This window comes from Arthrobacter sp. UYCu512 (assembly GCF_040547075.1).
GTDB lineage: Bacteria > Actinomycetota > Actinomycetes > Actinomycetales > Micrococcaceae > Arthrobacter.
Genome location: NZ_JBEPPA010000028.1, coordinates 1 through 21,887, shown reverse-complemented (window position 1 = coordinate 21,887; position 21,887 = coordinate 1). Strand labels below are relative to the sequence as shown.

General features: G+C 66.3%; 21 protein-coding genes. 6 read left to right on the top strand and 15 right to left on the bottom strand.

Annotation, left to right across the window (positions count from 1 at the left end):
• Positions 1-560: 560 nt before the first annotated feature.
• Genes rpsN through rpmB form a run of 3 tightly spaced genes read right to left on the bottom strand, consistent with a single transcriptional unit; the run spans position 561 to position 1,274 of the window.
• Complete coding sequence (gene rpsN, locus ABIB49_RS18310; RefSeq protein WP_011693742.1) at positions 561-866, bottom strand: 30S ribosomal protein S14; 306 nt, start codon at positions 864-866, stop codon at positions 561-563.
• Between the two features lie 4 nt (positions 867-870).
• Complete coding sequence (rpmG, locus tag ABIB49_RS18305) at positions 871-1,038, bottom strand: 50S ribosomal protein L33 (protein ID WP_011693743.1); 168 nt, start codon at positions 1,036-1,038, stop codon at positions 871-873.
• Complete coding sequence (gene rpmB / locus ABIB49_RS18300; RefSeq protein ID WP_056342125.1) at positions 1,038-1,274, bottom strand: 50S ribosomal protein L28; 237 nt, start codon at positions 1,272-1,274, stop codon at positions 1,038-1,040. The genes rpmG and rpmB overlap by 1 nt, the downstream gene beginning before the upstream one ends.
• 484 nt (positions 1,275-1,758) lie before the next feature.
• On the opposite strand from rpmB, the gene ABIB49_RS18295 reads away from it, so the two are divergent.
• From ABIB49_RS18295 to ABIB49_RS18285, 3 genes are all read left to right on the top strand, one after another.
• A complete protein-coding gene (locus ABIB49_RS18295; RefSeq protein WP_282360837.1) occupies positions 1,759-3,195 on the top strand; it encodes a ferredoxin reductase family protein in 1,437 nt (478 codons plus the stop codon).
• Positions 3,192-3,752 carry an FMN-binding protein gene (locus ABIB49_RS18290; protein WP_282360836.1) on the top strand — a complete coding sequence of 187 codons (561 nt, stop codon included), beginning with the start codon at positions 3,192-3,194 and terminating at the stop codon, positions 3,750-3,752. The genes ABIB49_RS18295 and ABIB49_RS18290 overlap by 4 nt, the downstream gene beginning before the upstream one ends.
• A 70-nt stretch (positions 3,753-3,822) precedes the next feature.
• Positions 3,823-4,584, top strand: coding sequence for an FAD:protein FMN transferase (locus ABIB49_RS18285; RefSeq protein WP_282360835.1), 762 nt, complete (start codon positions 3,823-3,825; stop codon positions 4,582-4,584).
• Here ABIB49_RS18285 and ABIB49_RS18280 read toward each other — a convergent pair.
• From ABIB49_RS18280 to ABIB49_RS18270, 3 genes are all read right to left on the bottom strand, one after another.
• The gene (locus ABIB49_RS18280; protein WP_226774134.1) at positions 4,581-5,342 is read right to left on the bottom strand and encodes an SGNH/GDSL hydrolase family protein; all 762 of its coding nucleotides are present in this window, start codon (positions 5,340-5,342) and stop codon (positions 4,581-4,583) included. The genes ABIB49_RS18285 and ABIB49_RS18280 overlap by 4 nt on opposite strands.
• A 65-nt stretch (positions 5,343-5,407) precedes the next feature.
• Positions 5,408-7,225 carry a glutaminase A gene (gene glsA, locus ABIB49_RS18275; protein ID WP_282360834.1) on the bottom strand — a complete coding sequence of 606 codons (1,818 nt, stop codon included), beginning with the start codon at positions 7,223-7,225 and terminating at the stop codon, positions 5,408-5,410.
• A gap of 10 nt (positions 7,226-7,235) precedes the next feature.
• Positions 7,236-7,742, bottom strand: coding sequence for a MarR family winged helix-turn-helix transcriptional regulator (locus ABIB49_RS18270; protein WP_226774136.1), 507 nt, complete (start codon positions 7,740-7,742; stop codon positions 7,236-7,238).
• Between the two features lie 102 nt (positions 7,743-7,844).
• On the opposite strand from ABIB49_RS18270, the gene ABIB49_RS18265 reads away from it, so the two are divergent.
• Positions 7,845-8,132 (top strand): YciI family protein, encoded by a 288-nt coding sequence (locus tag ABIB49_RS18265; protein WP_282360833.1) that lies wholly within the window; start codon positions 7,845-7,847, stop codon positions 8,130-8,132.
• Between the two features lie 28 nt (positions 8,133-8,160).
• On the opposite strand, the gene ABIB49_RS18260 is transcribed toward ABIB49_RS18265, so the two are convergent.
• The 6 genes from ABIB49_RS18260 to ABIB49_RS18235 all read right to left on the bottom strand — a co-directional run bounded on the left by ABIB49_RS18260 (position 8,161) and on the right by ABIB49_RS18235 (position 14,257).
• Complete coding sequence (locus ABIB49_RS18260; RefSeq protein ID WP_282360832.1) at positions 8,161-8,997, bottom strand: SGNH/GDSL hydrolase family protein; 837 nt, start codon at positions 8,995-8,997, stop codon at positions 8,161-8,163.
• A gap of 67 nt (positions 8,998-9,064) precedes the next feature.
• Positions 9,065-10,135, bottom strand: coding sequence for a siderophore-interacting protein (locus tag ABIB49_RS18255; protein ID WP_282360838.1), 1,071 nt, complete (start codon positions 10,133-10,135; stop codon positions 9,065-9,067).
• 5 nt (positions 10,136-10,140) lie between these two features.
• A complete protein-coding gene (locus ABIB49_RS18250) occupies positions 10,141-10,977 on the bottom strand; it encodes an ABC transporter ATP-binding protein (RefSeq protein WP_354157551.1) in 837 nt (278 codons plus the stop codon).
• Between the two features lies 1 nt (position 10,978).
• On the bottom strand, positions 10,979-12,082 hold the full coding sequence (locus ABIB49_RS18245; protein ID WP_354157550.1) for a FecCD family ABC transporter permease: 1,104 nt from the start codon (positions 12,080-12,082) through the stop codon (positions 10,979-10,981).
• A complete protein-coding gene (locus ABIB49_RS18240; RefSeq protein WP_282360829.1) occupies positions 12,079-13,152 on the bottom strand; it encodes a FecCD family ABC transporter permease in 1,074 nt (357 codons plus the stop codon). Before ABIB49_RS18240 ends, ABIB49_RS18245 begins: the two co-directional genes overlap by 4 nt.
• Before the next feature lie 10 nt (positions 13,153-13,162).
• A complete protein-coding gene (locus ABIB49_RS18235) occupies positions 13,163-14,257 on the bottom strand; it encodes an iron-siderophore ABC transporter substrate-binding protein (protein ID WP_354157549.1) in 1,095 nt (364 codons plus the stop codon).
• A gap of 442 nt (positions 14,258-14,699) precedes the next feature.
• Here ABIB49_RS18235 and ABIB49_RS18230 point away from each other — a divergent pair, with 442 nt between their 5' ends.
• Positions 14,700-15,194 (top strand): FBP domain-containing protein, encoded by a 495-nt coding sequence (locus ABIB49_RS18230; RefSeq protein WP_226774142.1) that lies wholly within the window; start codon positions 14,700-14,702, stop codon positions 15,192-15,194.
• A 22-nt stretch (positions 15,195-15,216) separates the two neighbouring features.
• On the opposite strand, the gene ABIB49_RS18225 is transcribed toward ABIB49_RS18230, so the two are convergent.
• The 3 genes from ABIB49_RS18225 to ABIB49_RS18215 are packed head-to-tail and all read right to left on the bottom strand — an operon-like array spanning position 15,217 to position 21,190.
• Entirely contained in the window at positions 15,217-18,702 is a 3,486-nt protein-coding gene (locus tag ABIB49_RS18225; RefSeq protein ID WP_354157548.1) for an ATP-binding protein, read from the bottom strand.
• Positions 18,699-19,739 carry a DUF4194 domain-containing protein gene (locus ABIB49_RS18220; protein WP_354157547.1) on the bottom strand — a complete coding sequence of 347 codons (1,041 nt, stop codon included), beginning with the start codon at positions 19,737-19,739 and terminating at the stop codon, positions 18,699-18,701. The genes ABIB49_RS18225 and ABIB49_RS18220 overlap by 4 nt, the downstream gene beginning before the upstream one ends.
• 2 nt (positions 19,740-19,741) lie before the next feature.
• Complete coding sequence (locus ABIB49_RS18215) at positions 19,742-21,190, bottom strand: DUF3375 family protein (protein ID WP_226774145.1); 1,449 nt, start codon at positions 21,188-21,190, stop codon at positions 19,742-19,744.
• A 314-nt stretch (positions 21,191-21,504) separates the two neighbouring features.
• Here ABIB49_RS18215 and ABIB49_RS18210 point away from each other — a divergent pair, with 314 nt between their 5' ends.
• Positions 21,505-21,843 (top strand): hypothetical protein, encoded by a 339-nt coding sequence (locus ABIB49_RS18210; protein ID WP_354157546.1) that lies wholly within the window; start codon positions 21,505-21,507, stop codon positions 21,841-21,843.
• The last annotated feature ends 44 nt before the right edge of the window (positions 21,844-21,887 follow it).

The window sequence follows — 21,887 nt, the reverse complement described above, 5'->3', positions numbered from 1 at the left end:
ATTCAACCAATTCAATACAATAAATTGGTATCAACAAACTTGGCACACTATTGAGTTCTCAAACAACAGACACACCCGGCACCACCACAACCAAAACAGCCATGGATCGCTCCGGAGCAACTTTTCAAACTTACCCGAAACCGGAACCCTTTGCAAATCAGCATTCCTGCGATCCACAAACACTCCGGAAGGTCCCCACCCGCAACACGCACTCAAAAGAGCACCATATTCAAAGGCCGTTTATCAGGGGGTCGGTCGCAAACTCTCCGCAACAGCGGCGGCGACTCGAATTACTCTACACGCCACCAGACCCCCACACAAATCCACCCCCCACACCACCCCCACACCCCCAAAAACCCCGCCACGGCGGGCAAACCAAGCCCCCTGCGGCCGCGTCCAGCACCCACAGCCCGGAAATCCACCCCTGTGTACCGGGTCACACCACGCCGCAGCGCGCTCCACTTACACCAGGCACCCGTCGTCGAGCGCTTAAACGCAAGAAGGGCCGGCGCCAAGAGGCGCCGGCCCTACTTCAAGCTACTGGCAACAGCTGTGCTGAATTACCAGGAAGACTTCGTGATGCCCGGGAGCTCACCGCGGTGAGCCATGTCGCGGAAGCGAACACGGGAGATGCCGAACTTCTGGAAGGTACCGCGCGGGCGGCCATCGATGATGTCGCGGTTACGCAGACGCACCGGTGAAGCGTTGCGGGGCAGCTTCTGCAGGCCGAGGCGTGCAGCTTCGCGGGCCTCGTCGGTCGACGCGGGGTCAACCAGAGCCTTCTTCAGTTCGAGGCGCTTTGCAGCATAACGCTCGACGATGACTTTACGCTGTTCGTTCTTAGCGATCATTGACTTCTTAGCCATGTGTTTAGCGCTCCTCTCGGAATTCGACGTGCTTGCGGATGCGGGGATCGTACTTCTTCAGAACCATACGGTCCGGGTCGTTACGACGGTTCTTGCGCGTCACGTAGGTGTAACCCGTGCCCGCGGTCGACTTGAGCTTGATGATCGGACGTACGTCCTTGTCCTTAGCCACTAGAGCTTCACTCCTCGTGCCAGGATGGCGGCTACGACTACGTCGATGCCACGCACGTCGATGGTCTTGATGCCCTTTGCAGACAGCTGCAGAGTGACATTACGGCGCAGGGACGGAACCCAGTAGCGCTTCTTCTGGATGTTCGGGTCGAACCGGCGCTTGTTGCGACGGTGCGAGTGCGAAATGCTGTGTCCAAAGCCCGGCTCGGCTCCGGTCACCTGGCAATGTGCTGCCATGACGACTCTCCTCAAAAAATATATGAAACGGCTGCGGAGTTCCCGCGAAACCGTGCGGCAGGCAGCGTCCGCATCCAGCTCCCACAGGGTTTCGGTAGTTCCGCAGCGTTCAGGCAGAGGGCGTAAACCGACTGCTTTGCTCACTACGGCGAAAATTGTGGGCCACGGTCACCGGGCGGAGGAAACCTTGTGGGAAGCCACCGCGAAGTACCGGGATGCCGGGCGAATACAGGAGTGCACGCAACTTGAGCCCCTAACTACCGGCCCTCAGGACTGTCGATATTGCAGACAAATCCCGTCAACCGGAGCAATTGCACACGCTCCGCGCCACCTAGCGCCTACCAAGTCTACGAGCTTGATGAATTAAAGACCAATCCGGCAGCTGGAGGTGTATAAGGGGGCGCCAGCCGGTTCGGCGCGAAGTCACATCGGGACCCTAGGGCTTTCACAGCAGATTGATAGGCGACGGACGGACGGTGGAACCATGAACTCCTCACTCCAGGCCGCCGCGCCGGCCACGGCCCGCCGCACTCCAGTGGAGCGGTTCCGCGGCCAGTCACGGCGCCGGCTGCTCCGGGCGGACCTACTGACAGTGCTCGCGTGGGCTTCGGTGGCCGGGTCCATCGCGCTCTGGCTCGCCGACGGCGGGGCAGCGGGGTTCTCGACCCTGGCCGGCTCCTTCACGGCCATCGGAATTGTCGCCGGTCTGGCCGGCATGGACCTTGTGCTGCTGATGTTGCTGCTGGCGGCACGCACTCCCCTGATCGACGGCGCCGTGGGGCACGACCGGGCGCTGGAGTTCCACCGCAAACTCGGCAAACCCTCGCTGTATTTGCTGCTCGCACACGGAATCCTGATCGCCATCGGCTACGGGATGGCGGAAGGACTCAATCCGGTCAGTGAGCTTGTGTCCCTCTGGGTGCTGGTCCCGGACATGTGGCTCGCCATCGTCTCAATCGGACTGTTCATCGCCGTTGTGGTCACCTCGCTTGTGGCGGTCCGCCGCCGGTTCCCGTACGAATACTGGTACGCCATTCACCTGCTGACCTACGCGGCGGTGCTGACCGCAATCCCCCATCAGTTCAGCACCGGGGCTCTCTTCGCCGAGGGCACCTGGCAGCGCTGGTACTGGCTGGCCATGATTATCGCCACCGGCGCCGCCCTGGTCCACTACCGCGTGCTGGAGCCAATCGTGGCGACCGTCCGGCACCAACTGACGGTGAGCCGCGTGGTGACGGAGGGTCCCGGCGTCGTAAGTATCGAACTGAGCGGCCGCCATCTCGACGAACTGGCTGGCAGCGGCGGCCGGTTTTTCATTTGGCGGTTCCTCTCCCCGGGTGCGTGGTGGCACCCGCATCCCTTCAGCCTCTCCGCGGAACCCGTGCTGTTCGATGCCTCCGGCCGGGGCCGGTTGCGGATTACTGTCCGCAACCTCGGCCGGGGGTCCGCGCAGCTGGCACGTTTGAAGTCCGGGACCAGGGTAGCCATCGAAGGACCGTACGGGCTCTTCAGTACAGCGGCCCGCAGCCGGAACCGCATTGTAATGATCGGGTCAGGCATTGGAATCACCCCTATCCGGGCACTGCTGGAGGGCACCCCCTTTGAACCGGGAAACGCCACAGTGATCCTCCGCGGTCACAACAAGGCGGGACTTTATCTCGGCGAGGAAATCCTGGAACTCTGCCGCCGCCGCGGTGCGACGTTGTTCCATCTCACCGGCCCCCGTTCCACCGGGAAGCAGGGCTGGCTGCCCGAGTCGTCCTTCCGGTCCGGACACCGGCTGGCCAGCTATGCCCCGGACATCGCCGACGCGGACGTGTACATTTGCGGCCCGTCCTCCTGGGCGCGCAGTGTCATCAGCGAAGCCCGCGCGGCAGGCGTCCGCGAACCCCAGCTCCACTACGAAAGGTTCGACTGGTGAGAATACGCGCAGCAGTTTCAGCAGCACTGGCTTCCGCCGGGATCCTCCTGGCCGGCTGGCAGTCAGGCGCCCACGTGGCAGATACGGGAAGCACCGCGGCAGCCACCTCGGCGCCTGCGCTGTCCGGGACCGGCACCAGCGGCGGGACCACCAACGATGCTTCCGGGTTCAGCCCCGCGGGCGGCTCAACCGGTTCCACCGGTTCCAACGCTTCCACCGGTGCCAGCGGTGCCAGCGGCTCGCCGGGTTCCTCGGGAAGCTCCGGAACCGCGGCACCGACGGCGGGGACCTTCGCCGGAAAAGCAGTCCAAACCCGCTACGGCAGCGTTCAGGTGCAGGTCACCGTCAAGGCCGGCGCGATCACCGATGTCACTGCCCTCCAGTTGACCGACGACGACCGCAGGTCGGTGCAGATCAGCAACCGGGCCGCGCCGCTGCTGCGTGCCGCGGTGCTCAAGGCCCAGTCGGCCCAGGTGCAGACCGTCAGCGGCGCAACCGTGACCAGTGACGCCTATTTGACGTCGCTTCAGGGAGCCCTCGATGCAGCGAACCTCTAAGCCTTCACCCGCCGGGAGCCCGGCGCAGGGCGCCACCGGCCCGGCACTGAGGAGTACGAACTTCCGGTCCATGGGGACTGTCATCAGCCTCGCCCTGCCGGCGAATGGTCCCGGGACGCCGGACAGCGCCACCGCGCTGGCAGGCGCCGCGGCCGCCGTCGAACGCGTTTTTACCGGTCTGGACGAGACGTTCAGCCTGTACCGCCCCGGCTCCGAAGCGAGCCGGCTGGCCCGCGGCGCACTCACACTCCGGGACACCTCGGCGGCCTTCCGCGCCCGCTTTGCGGACGCCGCCGGCTGGCGGCTGCTGACCGCCGGGTTTTTCACCGCCGAGCGGCCCGACGGTGTCCTCGACCTCTCCGGAATCATCAAGGGCTACGCCATCGACCAGGCTGGCGCCGCACTGGGAGCGGCCGGCCTCACGGATTGGTGCCTGAACGCCGGCGGCGACGTTCTGGTGAGCGGATCACCAGCGCCGGGTACCGGAATACCCTGGCAGGCCGGCGTCGTGGACCCGCAAAACCGCGGAATGCTGCTCTCGGGCTTTCCCTTGGGCAGCACCGGCCGTTTCTCCGCACTCGCGACATCCGGCACTGCGGAGCGCGGAAACCACATCTGGCGGGCCGGTGCCGGCCGCACCGGCTTCGGCGCCCTCGAATTCCGCCAGGTGTCGGTGGCGGCGCCGGACATTCTTACCGCCGACGTGCTGGCAACGGCGGTCGTCGCCGGCGGCAAGCAGATGCTGGACCGGGCGACGGACGGCTGGGATGTCGAGGTGCTGGCAGTCCTCGGCGGCGGGGAACTGCTCGCGACGCCCGGCTTCCGCGCCTAGAGGTGCGTGAGCTGGGGGTAGCGCGGTGCCAGTCCGTCACCGGAGGACCTGCCGGTGATCCGGCGCACCACCCACGGCCCGGCGAATTCCCGGACCCAGCGGGCATTGGCGCGGACCGCTTCGGCCGGGCTCAGCTCAGGAACCGGGGTCATCGGCGGGACCTCAATGGAGTGGTCGTGCTCCAGGACGCCGAGGAAGCGCTTGGCCATGTTCGCGTGGCCGGCGGGGGACATATGCATCCGGTCCGTCGCCCACATTCCCCAGTCGTAATACTCGCTGAAGCGCCAGTAATCCACCAGGAGGGCACCGTGGTCCCCGGCGATTCCGCGGACCAGTTCGTTGTAGATGGCGGTGCGGCCGCGGGTGGTGCCGAAGATCTTTGAGCCGCGGGAATCGAACCCGGTGAACATCACCACTGTCGCTCCGGTCGCCGTGAGCTTGCGGATACCGGCGTCGTAGTCGACCAGCAGGTTGTCGATATCGACCTTGGGCCGGAAGATGTCATTGGCGCCGGCGTAAATGCTCACAAGGGTGGGCTTGAGTGCCACGGCGGCGTCGATTTGTTCGGTCATGATCCCGCGGAGCTTCCGGCCACGGATGGCGAGGTTCGCGTACCCGAAGCCCGGATCTGCGGCGCCGAGCTGCTCGGCCACCCTGTCCGCCCAGCCCCGGACGCCGTTGGGACGGCCGGGGTCCTCGTCACCGACGCCCTCCGTGAAGGAGTCGCCAAGGGCTACGTAGCGGTGCGTAAGATCCATGGATCCAGTCTGCCAGCAGTTGCCCCAAGCAAACAAAGCCGGGATTACGCCGGCCGAAGAAGCCGCTATTCGCGGATCCGGACAGCCGATTCGCGCAGGTACTGCTCGACCCGGGTGTAAGCGTCGCGGGTCAAGGCTTTCCAGAGGGCGATCGCCAGGCGCGGGTCGGCGGATTCCAGCTCGGCGATCGCTTCCGCGCTGAGCACCATCACGGTCACCGGCGCGACCGCGCGGACAGTGGTTTCCTGCCGGTTGCCGCTGCCCAGCGCCAGTTCGCCGAAGGTCATGCCGGCGCTGAGGGTATTGAGTTTGACCCGCTCCGCCGTGGGCCCCGGAGACGTGCTGCTGACCCGTCCGGAAGTGATGAAGTAGACCCCGCCGAAACGCAGTCCAACGCGGCGAATCACGTCACCGTCTTCGAAGGCTTTCGGCGTCATTAGGGCTTCCAGCGCCGCGGCGTCCGCCTCGTCCAGCGGGGCCAAAGCCGGCGATGCGGTGACCGGAACGTGGTCCGGCAGCAGCAGGTGGCTTCCGTGTCGCTCGAGCAGGCGGTTTTCGGAGTATTCGACGGCGGCGCTTCGGGTCGCGAAAGACGGCAACAGTTGCTGGTCCAATGGCCCCAGAGCCTCGGCGAGGGAGCCGTCTGACTCGATCAGTACCAGTTCCCGGCCGGCGTCGGCCATCCCTTGCCGGATCCTGGCCAGCATCCGAACGGCGACCTCGCTGATCTGGTCGGTGCGGCGGACATCCAGAACCACCAGGTCCACCTCGTCCGGCAGGCTGCTGAGCTCCCGGGCTGTGGACTCAGTTCCGGCAAAAAGAAGGTCGCCGTTGACTTCGATCACACGCGCGCGGTGGCCGTGCTCCCGGAGGACGTCGGCAGCCTCGTCGTTTCGGCGGATGCCCGAGGGCGTTTCGGTCACGTCGTACGCGGCGAGGATGGCTGACCGGCCCGTTCGGGCCGCTCGGACAAAATGCAGTTCCATGTCCCGGGAGAGGCGCTGGGCGGTGGCCAGGCCCCGGACGCTGCTGCCATGCTCATCCAGCGGCGGCGAGTAGACCGCGAGACCCACCTGACCTGGAAGCACTGCGATGATCCCGCCGGCCACCCCGCTCTTTCCCGGCATCCCCACGCTGCTGATCCACGCGCCGGCGTCGTCGTACATGCCGGAGGTCATCATGACCGACAGCACGCGTTCCACCGGGCCGATCTCCAGCACCTGCTTTCCGCTGAGCGGGTTCCGGCCGCCGTTGGCGAGCGTGGCGGCCATGATCGAGAGATCGAAGCAGTTCACCAGGACGGAGCACTGGCGGAAATAGTCCTCCAGCACGGGCGCCGGGTCATCCTCAATAATGTTGAAGGAGCGCAACAGGTACGCAAGGGCCGTGTTCCGGTGGCCGTGCTTGAGCTCGGATTCGAAGACCTTTTCGCTGACCGAGAGCGGGCGGCCGGCGAAGGCGGAGTAGGTGCTCAGGATCCGTTTGAAACCGGATTGCCCGCCAGAGCCCCTGATCAGCGACGTGGCGGTGAGGGCGCCGGCATTGATCATGGCGTTGGCTGGCCGGCCCGTCCCCTCGGCGAGGGAGATCTCATTAAACGAGTCGCCAGAAGGCTCCACGTCCACTTTGGCGTCCACAGCCTCGTTGCCGAGGTCTTCCAGCGCCAGGCCGTAGGTGAAGGGCTTGGAGATGGACTGGATGGTGAATTCCTCGCGGGTGTCCCCAATTTCGTACACCGTGCCGTCCACTGTGGCGAGGGCAATGCCGAAGTTGTCCGGGTCCACGTTGGCCATGGCGGGAATGGTGCTGTAGGGCTTGCCGTCCTTGAGCAGCGCGATCTCGGCGTGGATCTGGCGTAAGTAACTGTCGACAGGCGATTCCATAAGGCCAACTTTAGGTGTTGCGGGGGTCCCCGGCTTGCTTCCCCTCACGCAGGATCCAGTGGTGCCGGTCCAGGCCGCCGACGATCTTCTCGCCGATCCGTGCGAGGTCGGCAACGTCTTCCTCGGTCAGGGCGTCCAGGAACAGCGAACGGACGGCTTGGACATGCGCCGGAGCGAGCTCTTGGATGGTACCCATTCCTGCCTCAGTGAGATGCGCAGTCGTCACCCGGGCGTCACCGGGGTGTGGACGGCGCTCCACCCAGCCACGGCTTTGCAGTTTGGTGACCACATGCGAGAGCCGCGACAGTGATGCGCTGGTGCGCGCGGCGAGTTCACTCATGGGAAGAAACCGGCCGTCAGCCTCGGAGAGCATCGCGAGGACGTGGTAGTCAAAGAGGGAAATCTTGCGCGCGTGGTGAAGCTGCGTGTCCAAGGCTGCCGGAAGCAGTGTGTTGATGCTCACTTGGGCCAGCCAGGCCCGTCGTTCGTCGGCATTCAGCCAGCGCGGTTCAGTCATGGATACAGTGTAGGAGCAAGGAAGCTTGACGGTTCAACTTCGTAGGATTCCGGGCCGGCAGGATCACGCTTCGGCGCGCACACGAGACGGTAGGCTGACGCTATGTATGTAGTCTCGCTGACCTATAAGGTCCCCGAAGAGATCGTTGACTTCCATCTTCCGGCGCACGCTATGTGGCTGCAGGATGCCTTCGACGAGGGCATTTTCCTGGTCGCGGGGCGGAAGATTCCGCGCACGGGCGCCCTGTTGCTCTCCGCTGCGGACCGCGGCGCCCTCGATGCCTCGCTGGCGAGGGACCCGTTCTACGTCAACGGAGTCGCTGAATTCGACGTCGAGGAGTTCCACGCCAGCCGGGTGGCGCCGGGCTACGAGAACCTGCTGGACAGCTGACACCCGCGGCCCGGCCCAGGACGGTCGTTCAGCCCCCGGGGATCTTGGCGGTCAGCTTTTTCAGGCCGGCCTTTGGCGGGACCCTCACCGGCGCAGGCCAGCGCGGCCTGAGTTCATCGCCGAGCGTGACTCCCCGCAGTTTGCGCCTGAACAGCGGCAGGACCCAGTCATGGACCCAGCGGCGCTGGCGGCGTTCCCAGTCCCGGAGACCGAGCTTCGCCGGCGGAGCCCACTCCTTGGGCTTGACCTGGTGCGGAACTCCAAGGTGGTCCAGGACCTGGCCGGCGAGGTACTTGTGGCCCGCCTTGGACATGTGCAGCCGGTCTGAATCCCACATCCGCGGATCGTAAAACGCCTCAAAGCACCAGTAATCGACCAAAACGGCCTCGTATCGCGCCGCCACCTCGCGGACCCGCTGGTTATAGACCGCGTTGCGCCTCTTGAACGGTTCCAGCAGGGCCGAGACGCGAACATCGAAACCGGTGAACAGCACCACAGTGGCCCCGCTGGCTGCCAGTTTGGCGACCAGGAACTCGTAGTCCTTCATCAGTGCGTTGATATCCGTTCCGATATCCAGGACGTCGTTCCCGCCGCCGTACAAGCTAATCAGCGTCGGTTCCATGCCAAGCGCGGCGTCCAGCTGCTCCGTGATGATGTGCCGCAGCCTTTTGCTGCGGATGGCAAGGTTGGCGTACTCCCACCCCGGATCCGCCCTGGCCAGCTGCTCCGCCACCCGGTCCGCCCAGCCGCGAACCCCGTTGGGCAGCCGGGGGTTATAGTCCCCTACCCCCTCGGTGAAGGAATCCCCCAGGGCAACATATACCCGCCGCCCACCGGCGTCGGGGGATAGAAGGTTTTCGGCCATGGCGCCACGGTAGCCAACCCAACGGGCCGGCAGGGGACAACAAGGTAAACGGCAGGGGCTCTCCGGATTAGAGCTCGGCCTTGCCCTGCCGCCAGTACCCCATAAACGACACCTGCTTCCGGTCGATCCCGACGTCCCGCACCAGGTACCGGCGCAGCTCCTTGACTGTCCCGGCTTCACCGGCGATCCAGGCATAGAACGGCATCGCCCCCGCGGGCTTGGCCGGGTTCCTGCTGGCGCTGATCGCCGCGGCATCCATCCGTGCGGGCGTTTCCCACAGAATGTCCCGGTCCACGTTGACATCCTCGGGCTCGGGGCCGGCAGCAGGCTCACGGGAGGACTCAAGCCAGACCCAGCCGGGGAGGGTGACGGCGGCCCGGACCGCCTCCTGCAGCAATTCGCCGCGCGGACGCGAGCGGCCGATCGCCGCCCCGCGCGCAAGCCAGGTGATCTCGACGTCGGCGGCTGTCGTGATGACCTGGAAGTCCCGGGCCTCCGGAACCTCGAGAATCGCGTGCCCGCTAACGTCCGGCGGCAGGCTCTCCAGAATGGCGCTGATGGCAGGCACTGCCGTCTCGTCTCCTGCCAGCAGGACCCGCTGGGCCAGGCCCGGCCGCCATTCGATCCCGGAGTACGTTTCCGCGGTGACGCAGTGCGCAGCCCGGTTGTTTGGTCCGATCACGGTCAGGGTGTCCCCCGGCTTGGCGTTCAGCGCCCAGTTGGCCGCCGGTCCTCCGTGCCCGGCGTCGTCAAAGTGCAGGACAAAGTCGACGTCGATTTCCGGATAGACGGCATCCAAGCGTTCTTTCCGGACGGTGTAGGTGCGCATGGAGCCGCGGGTCGCAGGATCCATGGCCAGCCACGCGCGGTACCAGCCGGCCTGCTCCATCCGGAACTCCGGCAGCGGCAACGCGGTGCCATCCGCGTCAAACGACGGAATCATAAGTTTGACGCGCAGATCCAGTGTGCTGCCATGGACGCCAAAGTCCCGCAGCGAATAGCCGCCCAACGTGACCCGCCGGAAGTTGGGCCCGAGTTGCTGGACCGCCGTGACCTGGACTTCGAAGGCAAGGGCTATGGGTTCGGTGGCGCGTGGGGTCTTGAGGCCGGCCCGGTTGCGGGCCGGGGTGGGGTTCATTGCAGTCACGGGACCAGCTCCGGGGTTGTAGTGTGCGGGAAACTGGCATGGTGGCGGCCCAGCGGGATGATCAGGGGAGCGCCGGACACCGGGTCCGGGAGCACCCTGGACGCCAGGCCGAACACCTCGCGCACCAGTTCCTCGGTGACCACCGCCCGGGCGGCGCCTTCGGCCACGATCCGTCCGTCCTTCATGGCGATGATGTGGTCCGCGTACCGTGCGGCGAGGTTGAGGTCGTGCAGCACGATCGCCACGGTTGTTCCGCGCCGGCGGTTGAGGTCCGTGATGAGGTCCAGGACCTCCAGCTGGTGGGTGAGGTCCAGGTACGTGGTGGGCTCATCCAGCAAGAGCACTTCGGTTTCCTGGGCCAGGGCCATCGCGATCCACACCCGCTGCCGCTGCCCGCCGGAAAGTTCGTCCACGTTGCGCCCGGCGAGTTCCAGCGTTTCAGTGGCGGCCATCGCCTGTTGCACGGCGCGCTCGTCATCCACCGAGCCCGCGGTCGCCCCGGACCGGAAGAATCCCTGGTGCGGATAGCGGCCGCGGCCCACGAGGTCCCGGACGGTGATGCCCGCCGGTGCTGTCGGGTGCTGTGGAAGCAGCCCCAAGGTGCGCGCCACCTCGCGGGCGCGGCGGCGGTGGATGTCCCGCCCGTCCAGGGTGACCGTTCCGGCCGCGGGTTTGAGCAGCCGGGCCAGGCCGCGGAGCAGGGTGGATTTTCCGCAGGCGTTGGCGCCGACAATCATGGTCACCCTGCCCTCGGGGATTTCCGTGCTGAGTCCCTCGATCACGGTCCGATGATCGTATTTCAGCGTCAGGCCGGAGGTCTGAAGAGTTGCCATCTCAGGCATCCTTTCGGTTGGAGGTGACAAGCAGCCAGAGCAGGAACGGGGCACCCAGGGCACCGGTCACCACCCCGACGGGCAGGACGGTGCCGCCCAGCAGCAGCGGTGCCATGTTGGTGGCGAAGTAGTCAGCGGCCAGGACGATCACCACACCGGTCAGGGCCGAGGCCGGCAGGCTCGCCGCGCGGACGAACCGGCGCGAGATTGGTCCGGCGAGGAAGGCGACGAACGCCACCGGCCCGGCGGCTGCAGTGGCCGCTGCCGCGAGTGCGACGGCGACCATTACAACCGCCAGCCGGACCGCCCCCACCCGGACACCGAGGCCGGCGGCGGAATCCTCGCCCAGTTCGAGGATGCGCAGCGGACCGGCAAGGAACCCGACGCCAGGAACCAGGACGATCAGTGCGAGGCCGAGGACTCCGGCCCGGTCCCAGTTCGCGGAGTTGAGGGAGCCGTTGAGCCAAATCAGGACGTCGGCGGCGGTGCGGATGTCCGCTCTGGTCATGAGGAAACTGACCATGGCGTGAAGGGCTGCGGCGATACCCGCTCCCGCCAGGATCAGCCGGCCCCCCGCGGCGTCCCCCCGGCGTCCGCCGGAACCGAGGGATCCGCTGCGGGAGATGGCGTAGATAAGGACGGCCACACCCAGCGCCCCGGCGAATGCGGCGCCCGAGACGGCGGCACCGGATGCGCCGAAGACCACAATGGCCGCCACAGCCGCGGCGCTGGCTCCGTAGCTGATGCCAATAACGTCAGGGCTGGCCAGGGGATTGCGGAGCATGGTCTGGAACAGCGCGCCGGAGAGTCCGAAGGCCGCGCCGACCAGCGTCCCCACAACGGCCCGCGGCAGCTTGTGCTCCATCACGATGAAACTGGCGCCGGGGATCTTCTCGCCGCCAATGAGGTGCGCGCCCAGGATCCTGACGAAGTCGGGGATGGTGACGGTGTAGCTGCCAAGCAGCACGTTGGCTGCGAAGAGCACCGCGACGGCCAAGGCCAGGCCGGTGGTCCGGCCGGGCACACTCCCGCGAGTTGGCAGATATGGCCAATGTTTGTGCGGATCATTGCCGCGAAGTGCCAACTCGGCGGCGGATCCCCTCATAGTCCCGCCCCCTTGCCGCGTCTTACCAGCCAGACGAACACCGGCGCGCCGACGAGCGCGGTCATGATCCCTGCGGGGACTTCGCCCGGAAGCAGGATCACGCGGCCGATCACGTCGGCGACCAGCAGCAGCGCCGGGGCCAGGACCAGGGAAAAGGGCAGGATCCAACGGTAGTCGGGACCGGTGAGGAAGCGGACAGCGTGCGGAATGACAAGACCCACGAAGCCAATCGGGCCGGCCAGTGCCGTGGCAGCGCCGCAGAGCAGGACGATGCCGAGGGCCGTGATGCCGCGGGTCAGCCCAACACGCTGGCCCAGGCCGCGGGCGAGGTCGTCGCCGAGGGCCAGATTGTTGAGGATCCGGCCCGCGCAGAGCACAATCGCGGCACCCAGCAGCAGGAACGGCAGGGCCGGGAGGATAAGGGACCAGTCGCGCCCGGCGATCCCGCCAACCTGCCAGAACCTGAAGCGGTCCAGGGTGTCCCGGCTGGAGACCAGGATGACGTTCATGAGCGAGAAAAGTCCCGCGCTCAGGGCCGCGCCGGCAAGGGCGAGCTTCACCGGCGTCGCGCCGCCCCTGCCGAGTGCGGCGATCAGATAGACCACGACGGCGGCACCCGCCGCGCCAAGGAACGCGAACCAGATATATCCAGCCAGAGAGGAGACACCGAAGACGTAGATTCCCGTGACGACGGCCAACGCAGCGCCGGCATTGATGCCGAGGATCCCCGGGTCCGCCAGCGGGTTGCGGGCCACTCCCTGCATTGCCGCCCCGGCGAGTCCGAGGGCGCTGCCGGCCAGCAACCCGAGTGCGGTCCGCGGAACCCGGGCGAGCACCACTGCGTGGTCACCGCTGGCCGGATCGAATTGGGTCATTGCCTGCCAGACGGTCTCAAGGGTCAGGCCGCGGGCCCCGATGCCGAGCGACGCCGCGGCCACGAGCACCAGCACGCCGACGGCGGCCAGCAACCAGAGCGCCTGCGGGCCCCGGACGGTCCGGTCCGGAGCCGTAAGTATCTCCGGGGCGGGCCGGGCGGCGGTGCTGGCCGCCGTCGTCGTAAGTGGGCTCATGGGACGCTGCCTACTTCACCGGGGCAGCGGCTTTGCCGGCTGCCGTCGCCAGCTGCGGCAGGAAGGTGTCGAGGGCCCAGGGCAGGCTCAGCGGAGATGACGCGGAGATGGACAGCGTTAGCGTGTTATCCGAGTCCGCGACCAGGGCACCGCTCTTGATGGCCGGGATCTGGCCGAGCAACGGGTCAGTTTTGATCGATTCGGCGGTTTGCGCGTCCGGGACCCAGGTCACAAAAAGGTCGGACGTGAGTTCGTTGGCTTTCTCCGCGGACCACGGGATGAAGAACTCCTTGGAACCCTGGGTATTGTCCGCCACCACGGGGGCCAGCTTCATGCCGATCTCGCTGAGGAATCGGGGGCGGTTGTCGTTGGCGGTGTAGACGTTGACGCCGTCGCCCTTGGCCGGCTCCAGGTTGCCGTAGATGAAGCTCTTGCCGGCCAGCTGCGGGTATTGGGCGGCCTTGGCCTGGATGGTGGCCTCGGTGTCGGCGATGAGCTCAGCGGCTTCCGCCTCCTTGCCGAGCGCCTTGCCGATGATGGCCGTGGAATCCTGCCACGAGGTGCCGTAAGCGACCTTCGGCTGGGCCACGACGGGCGCTATCTCGCTGAGCTTCTTGTAGTCCTCCGCGGTCAGGCCCGAGTAGGCGCCGAGGATAACGTCCGGGTTGAGCTTGGCGATCTCGGTGAAGTTGATGCCGTCCGCCTCGGAGTACTGCGCGGGAGCCTTCGCCGAGCCGAACCCGGCGCCGAGCTTGTTCAGCGCCGCGTCCTTCCACGGCGTGGACCCCTGGGCGTTGCCGCCCCATTCGTTCTTGGGCACTCCTGCCGGGACTACGCCGAGGGCCAGGGCGACGTCGTCGTTGACCCAGGAAACCGTGACGACGCGCTGCGGCTGTTCCTTGATGGTGGTCTCGCCGAAGGCGTGCTTGATGGTCAACGGGAAAGCGGCGCCGGCCGACTGTGCGGGGGCCTCCGCTGTTGTGGCGGCTGGTCCGGTGGAGCACCCGGTCAGGACCAAGCCGACGGCGGCCAGGAGCACGGCTGTCGCGCGGAGGGGGCGGCCGATGGTACGGCTGATGGTAGACGGGAAGACTGCGAAAGCCACGAAACTCCTTAGGTAAGTGAAGTGAACCTAAGTAAGGCTAGCCTATCTTTGAATTAATTACGCAAGGTTTGCATAACTTAATTACCCTGATGTGGGTTCCGGCTTGAGCGGGGCTCGAAAACTGGACAGGAATCCGGGTGTTTGCGAGGATGGGCCGCACGGGCGAATCGGCACCGGTGCCAAAACTATTGGCTGCGATCTATCAGGGAAGTGAGCATGGGCATCCACATGATGACTGTTGCCACGGTTGGCGGGGTGGCCGCTCTGGCCTGCTACGCGCCCGCACAGTCGCCAGCCCTTCCCCGACAATCGGGTACCGCTGCGGTCTGATACCGCGGCAGCCCCGGTTCAAACCGGAGTCGCAGGCTGGCAAACGCCTGCCTGCCTTCCGTCCCGGCGCACCTTGGCCGGACCGGACCACCCGACTCCGAAAGTTTCCAACATGCAAAAAATCACTGCGCAGCAGATCCGCTCGTCCTTTATCAACGCAAGCCGGTCGGAAGCCTCGAAACTCAATCTGCCCCGGAACTTCGATGCCCTCGACTGGGAGAGCCTCGACTTTCTGGGCTGGCGCGACGGGAAGATGCCGCTGCGTGGCTATCTGGTGCTGCCCGGCCCTCAGGGTCCCGCCGGAATCATGTTTCGCGCCCCCGAAGGCGGGCCCAAGAAGAACCGATCAGTGCTGTGCGAGCTGTGCCGCGACATCTTCTCCAAGGACGATGTCCTGCTGTGGGTGGCCAAGCGGGCCGGGCAGTCCGGCCGCAACGGAAACACCGTGGGCACGCTGATCTGCGCCGAATTCGGATGCTGCCGCAACGTGCGGGTTGAACCTCCGGCCAATGAAATCAACCCGGACCCGGCCGCCGTCGTGCTGCGGCAGATAGGCGGGCTGGCGGCACGCACCGCCCAGTTCCTGGAGCGGGTCCAGGAAGCGTAGCACCGGCACGGGCACTGTGCCGTCAGCGCAGGACGATGTCCACCGGGTTTGCCTCGGAGCGCCACTTACCCTCGGAACCAGGGCCCGGGGCAATCACCGGCGCCGTCAGCACACCGGAACGGTTAGTGCGCTTGTCCCGCAGGATCTCGGTGACCGAGCCGAGGTGCCGGGACAGGTCGATCACGTTTTCCGGGGCGGCCAGGAGCAGCTGGAAGCCGAATTCATGTAGCGCCTTGATGCCGGCGCCCGCAAATTCCTCCGAGGCGAGCACAAAGGCTTCGTCCATCATCACCGTGCCGTAGGTGGTGAAGCCCTGCTCGGCGATGCCCAGCTGGTAACTCAGCGCCGCTGCCATAATGAACGCGGTGAAGCGTTGCCGCTCGCCGCCGGACATCGAGCCGGTGTCCGCGTGCATAAAGACCTCGGTCTTCACTGCGCGGTTCTTACCGCTGCCCTTCGCCGCACGCGGGCCTTGGATCTCGCGGTGCTCCTTGCACTGGATAAAAAGGTGGCCCCTGACGTCCAGCACCTCGGCACGCCAGCGCCGGTCCTCGGGGGTCTGCGAACCCAGCCGCTTCACAAGCGTTTCGAGCGACTTGTAGCGGCTGGTGAGCTCAACGTCGTCGTCCGGCTCGCCGGGCGTGCCGGCGGCAGGCGCGGCTGCCGTGCCCGGGCGGCTGTGCCGGACCTTGAGCGCGTTCTGGATCGCGTCCTTGAACTGCTTCGCCGTGGCCGGCAGGGTCTGCTTGATATCGAGTTCCAGGAAGCTGCCTTCGTGGAAGTTCACCTCGGAGAGGATGCCGTTCAGCGGCAGGATCCGGCTCGTGATGGAGCGGCGCTCCTCATCCAGCAGGTGCAGCAGGGTGCTGAAGGACTCATGCGTGCGCTGGTTGAAGAACTGCCGGAACTCGGCTTCCTGCGCGGGCAGTCCGTCGCTGACAATAGCGTGATAGCGGGCCTCGAACTCCCCCGCGGCCCCGATCGCGGTGCCGTGGTCCACGGAGATCGCGGTTCCCCATTCGCGGACAAAGCCCTCGAAGATCCGGGTGAGCCGCTCCGAGGTCCCCTGCCCCCGGGATTCGGCAGCGTGGAGCTCTCCGAGCAAGCGGGTCCGGACCTGGTTGGCAAGGTGGTCCAGCTCATGCATCTCCAGGACATCGCCGGCATCGGTGAAGTACGGTTCCAGCGCCGTGACAGTGGCCTCCGACGGCGGCGACTGAGCCAGCCGCTCCCGCGCGGCATCCAGCAGCGAATCGGCGCGGGAAAGTTGCGCGTCGACAGCCTTGTATTCGCTTTGCAGCACGGCCGCGGCCTCGGTGCTGGACTGGTGCTTGTGCCGGGCCGCCTCGATGTTGGCGCGCAGCGGTTCCAGGTCCGCCTGCGCGGCGAGGGCGTCCTTGAGCCGCTGCTCGATCCGGGCAAGTTCGTCCGCCGCGACAACTGCCGAGACCTGCTCCCAGGGGCGGTGGTCCTCGGTGACGCGGCGCAGGGCCTCGAGCTGCCGGTTCATCCCCTGGTGCGATTCTTCCCGGCTTTGCGCGAGCTCTGCGGCCTTGGCCAGTTCCTGCTGCAGGTCCTGGACCTGTGCGGCCACGAGCTCCAGTTTGGCGGCGTTGTCGAAGCCGAGGACATAGTCCTGCCGGGATGCGAAGCGGTCGTCCTTTTCCACGGTGTGGCGGTTGCGCTTTACCACCCCGCCCAGGCTCAGGCCCTTGTCCAGGCGGGCAAGTTCGTCCGGGTCCTCAACACACGGGTAGGCGAAATCGAGGGCGATCCGTTCCCGGATCCACTCGCCCGCGTCCGCTGCCGCACCCACGGCGAGGATGTCCAGCTTGGTGAGCAGATCGCCGTCGGCCGCGTCCTCGACGGCCAGCGCGCCGCCGGCTAGGGGCTTGGAGACGTCGACCGCGCGCACCGCACCGCGGACGGCATGGTCGTTGAGGTAGCGGGTGACGGCGGCGAAGTGCTCGCCGGGAACCAGCAGCGTTGTGGCCAGACTGCGCAGCGCGCGTTCGGCGGCCGGGCGCCACCGTTCCTGTCCCTCGGTGAGGTCGATCAGTTCGCCGCCGAACGGCATCTGCTCCTCGGGAACGCCCGTGGCGGCCGCGATCGCGCTGCGGTTTTCAATGCTCGACGGCGGCAGCAGGGACTTGCGAGTCTTGAGTGACACCAGTTCCTGCTGGGCCGCGGCGAGTTCCCGCTTCCTGACGGCGTGGCCGTCGAACGCCTCGAAGCGCAGTTCCTTCAGTATTTCGGCGTCCCCCGTCAGCTCGGCGGAACGCGCGGCGGCGTGTTGGTGGGCCTGCTCCCAGCCGGCCGCAGTCCACTGAAGTTCCAGTCCGGCCTCGGACAGCGTCTTGCGGGCTGATTCCTCCACCTGCTGGCGCAGTTTGAGCCCCACCCGGGCGTTGTCGAGCGACTGCTCAATCGCGGAGATTGCGTTGCCGCCCTGGTTGTTGTAATCCACTTCAAGCTGGCGCAACTCTTTGGCCAGGCCGTCCCGGATGCCGCGTTCGGCGCCAAGATCCCTGGCTTTCGCCTGAGCCAGGTCCTTGAACCGGACGAGGGTCTTCTCGTGCACGGTGACGGCCAACTGCTGCCGGTACGACTCGAATTCTTCGCCGGCGAGCTCCCGCAGCCGGTGGGCGTCGAGCAGGGACTGGGCATACTCCTTATTGAGGCCGGGGACCGGGGCCAGCTGGTCGCGCTGTTGCCGGACATCCTCAAGCCGCTGCCGGATGGACATCAGGTTGCTGAATTCCTCCACCACGTCATCCGACGCGGCGAGGGTAGCGGGTGCGTCCAAGACCTGGTCACGGAAAAAAGTGTTAACGCTGCCGCCGAGGCCCTTGCCGGCCTGGATGACGCGCAGCAGGGGCAGGGCCTGGTCCGAATTGATCCCAAGCAGGCGCCGGAAGCGTTCCGCAAAGGCCTTGTGCACATCGAAAACCTGGGCGTCGGGGAAGATCACATCCAGCGCCGACTTGGTGAAGCGTTTCTCCGCGATGCCCTCGATGGCCGTCAGGTCCAACGGTCTGTTGTCGATCAAGTAGAACCTGCCGACGCTGGACTCCGTGCCGTTTTGGGGCAGGTCGAACAGCGCCGACACCGTCACCCGGGTGCCCGCTGCGTTGTCGAATGTCAGGGCGACGGCGGACCAGGTGGCACCGGGTCGCTGGAAAGCACTGGCCGAGCCCTCCCCGACAGCTTTGTCACCCACCTTGCCGCGCATGTACGTGAACGTGGTGCGCTTGTCTTCGACGGCGCCCCCCGCCCGCTGGGCAGCGGCTTCGTTGGAGCGCGGTCTGGCATCAAAGACCCTGAGCATCGCATCGAACAGCGTGGACTTGCCGACGCCGGAATTGCCGGTCAGCAGCGTGCCGTTGCGGTCAACATGCATGGTGTGGGCGCCATGGAAGGTGCCCCAGTTCACCACCTGGACGAGGGCGAGGCGCATCTGGCCCGGGTTGGTGAGGTCCCCCATCGGCAGCATGGTCGCGATGCTCACTTGGCTTCCTCCGAGTCTTTGGTCATGCCCTTGTGGTCGCCTTCCGCGGCGCCACCGGACACATGCTCTGCATGCTCGCTCGTTCCTCGCTTAGACACATGCTGCCGCATGTCCCCGGCGCCACCGCTGCTGTCAGTAACCGGATCGACGGCATCGCCGTCGTCCGAGTCATCCTCCCCCGGGCCTACCGCGTCGCCGTCGAACTCCAGCAGTGGCTCCGTGCCGGACGGGTCGGTGCTGGCGGCGACCAGGGCGTCGATTTGGGCCGGGATGTCGCCGATGTTCTCGAACGGGAGGGCCAGCGGGAGGGCGTTGGAGATCGTGTAAACCTCGTCCAGGCCGGTGGCCAGGAGGAGCTGGCGGGCCAGGAGTTTGGTGATGGCGCGGGTGACGACGTCGGAATCGCGCAGCGCGTCCTGCTGGCCGGCGGGCTGGTAGTGGGCCACCAGGTCGGCGATTTCCTCGCGCGTGATAGTAGGGTCGGTCTGGGCCGTGACATGGCGGTCCAGGAGCAGGCGCAGGCGCAGCAGGACGATGGTTTCGATGCGGCTGAGGGCCCGCTGCTGGCGCAGGATACTGGAGCGGGTGCTGCCGCCGATCGCGTCGGGGTCCACCGGCCGCAGCACGGCCACTTTTCGTTCGTGGTCCAGCTGAAGCGTCAGGAACAGTTCGGAGAGCCGGCTGCGCAGGATCAGCTGGTTGTCCAGCAGTGTGGTCCAGAGCTTCTCGTCCCGGCCGCCGTCGATGTACGGGCCCTTAAGGAGTTTCACCAGCGCCTGGCGGACCTTCATCGGAAGCACTCCGGTGTCCCCCGGAAAGAGCGCAGCGCCGTCGACGAAGGTGTCACGCGGGGTGACGGCGAAGGGATCTGCGGACACGTGCCGGGCGGGCTGCCCCGCCGGTTCCGCCGTCCCCGCCGGCCCCGCCGGTTCCGCCGGTTCCGCCGTCCCCGCCGGCCCCGCCGGTTCCGCCGGTTCCGCCGGTTCCGCCGGTTCCGCCGGTTCCGCCGGTTCCGCCGTCGTGTTTTCTTCAGTCATCTTCAATCCTTCTTGAGCGTGACGACCGGCAGGTACGCGGTGCGCGTGGAGCCGTCGATCTGTTCGAAGTCGAGAGTGTCCCAGGCCCCGCGGTCAAAGCCGGCGCCCACGTGCAGGGCGTGGGAGAGCAGGGCACGGATGGAGTTGATGTGGCGTTCCGCAGCCGGGAGCTGCTCCCAGGCCTCGGCCAGGGTGGAAGCGCCGTTGAACGCGGCGCGGATAGCCCCGGGGCTCGCTTTCGAAGTCCGCGGCGAGCGCACACGGTCCGAGTCGCTGAAGGCGATCGGGTCCGCCAACTTTGGCGGGGCCGCGAACTCGTCCGGGTCAAAGAGCTTGATCATGGCGAGGGATTCGAAGCCGGCGTTGAACAGCGCCGGGCCGGGGACCAGGCCGGGGCGTTCACGTTCGTACGGCAGCGAGCGGATGGCCTGCTCGGCCTCCCGGAGGACCTTGCGGAGCCGGACGGACTGGCGGAAATCGTCACTCTGGACATAGGTGTTGAGGCTTTCGCTGAGCTTGCCGTAGATCCGCTGGATCTGGCTGTGCTGGCTGCGCAGTTCGGCCACCAGGTTCTTCAGCGTCTCGCGCTCGTCCTGGCTGAGGTCGTCTGCGAACTGACGGCTAAGCACCTCCCCGATCGCCGAACGGAACCGCAGTTGTTGCTGCGGGTCCTCCAGGAACGCCGTGAAGGACCGGAACGTCCTGCCCTCCGGGCTCTGCCGAAGGCGCTTGTCCGCCGCCAGCACCTGCGCCATCGTGGCGCCCTTGCTGAGGGACTCCTCAATGATCTGGTTGCGGAGCTCGCCCACCAGCTCCTCAATACGGTCACGCATCTTCTTGTAGTCCGCGGGCAGGCTGGCTGCGAGGTCCAGGATGTTTCCCGCGGCTTCCACTGCCTCCTCGTCGTCCAGCAGTCCATCGAAGCCGCCCGAGCTGATGTCCTCGATGAGCTGGCGCCGCTCGCCGATCTCGTCCTCGAGGGACTCCAGCCGGGCGCTCTGATCCGGGTTCGTCTCGTTGGCGAGCTTTTCGACGTCGCCCAGCAGCGTACCGAGGCGGGAACCGTTGAGCGTGGAGCGTTCGCTTGAGAGGCTGTCAAGGAAGGCGAGGACGCGGGCCGCGGGTTCGGTGACCTCATACACGATCTGCCCTGACTGGTTCCGCCGGGTCAGGAAGTTCTTGCGGGTCCACTCATCGCCGAACGTCTTGCCGTTTGCGGTACCGCCGAGCCCCGGATCCTGGCGGCGGAGCTGCTCGAGGAAAGCGTCGACGTCGGCGTGGAACTGTTCCAGCGGGAGCTGCGGCCTGGTGCGGGTAAAGGAGGCCTGCAGCACGGCGATCACCCACGGTGCCGAACGGGTCAAGGCCCAGGCTGGCCCTTTGGTAAGCAGTTCGAGGTCCCGCAACCTGGCGCTTATTGCGTCGGCGGAGGACAGTGCTGAGCGGGTCATTCACTCTCCTTCAGCTGCCGCGGGACCTGGATCGGGCAGCGGATACGGAAAAACTGCCAGCTACAAGGTTAACGCAGGCCCCGGATTGCATCCATCGTGATGCGGGATCGTCTGGGGGCAGTAGATCTGCACGTCCGGACGGGCGGGCCGGAGCAAACCGTGCGGTGACCGCAACCGCTCCGTGACCTACGCCCCGGTAGCATTTCGATCCCGTATCAAGAACTCCGGCACGCGCGCCGGACTCTGGCGGGTCTCCGGCCCGAACCCTACGCTCGGGCTACTGATTCAGCCGATGCAAGGGTGCAGGGGGAAACATGCAGTTCGACCTCAACGCAGTGGAAACGGCAACGCTGGTGTTCATCGGAACGCTCGTATTTGCCCTGGTAATCACGGTGTTTATGATGATGGCGTCATTCGCGGCCCTGGTGCTGGTGGGGGTCGGCCGGCTCGCCTGGTTCATCGCAGGGACTCTCCTGCTGGGTCTTGTGCGAGGCATCAACCATGCCTGGGACCTGCTGGTTCATCATGCCTCCCGGGTAGAGCTGCCGGGCGACTTCGCCTCAGACATTGCCGCGGAAATGATGGGCCAACCTGCCCCTAGTTGTACTCAGCCAGGACGTTGGTTACACGGTGAAAGGGTGAAGACCTCTTAGGTTGGTGGTTACCACACTCACCGAACGACTAAGAGGTCTTCATG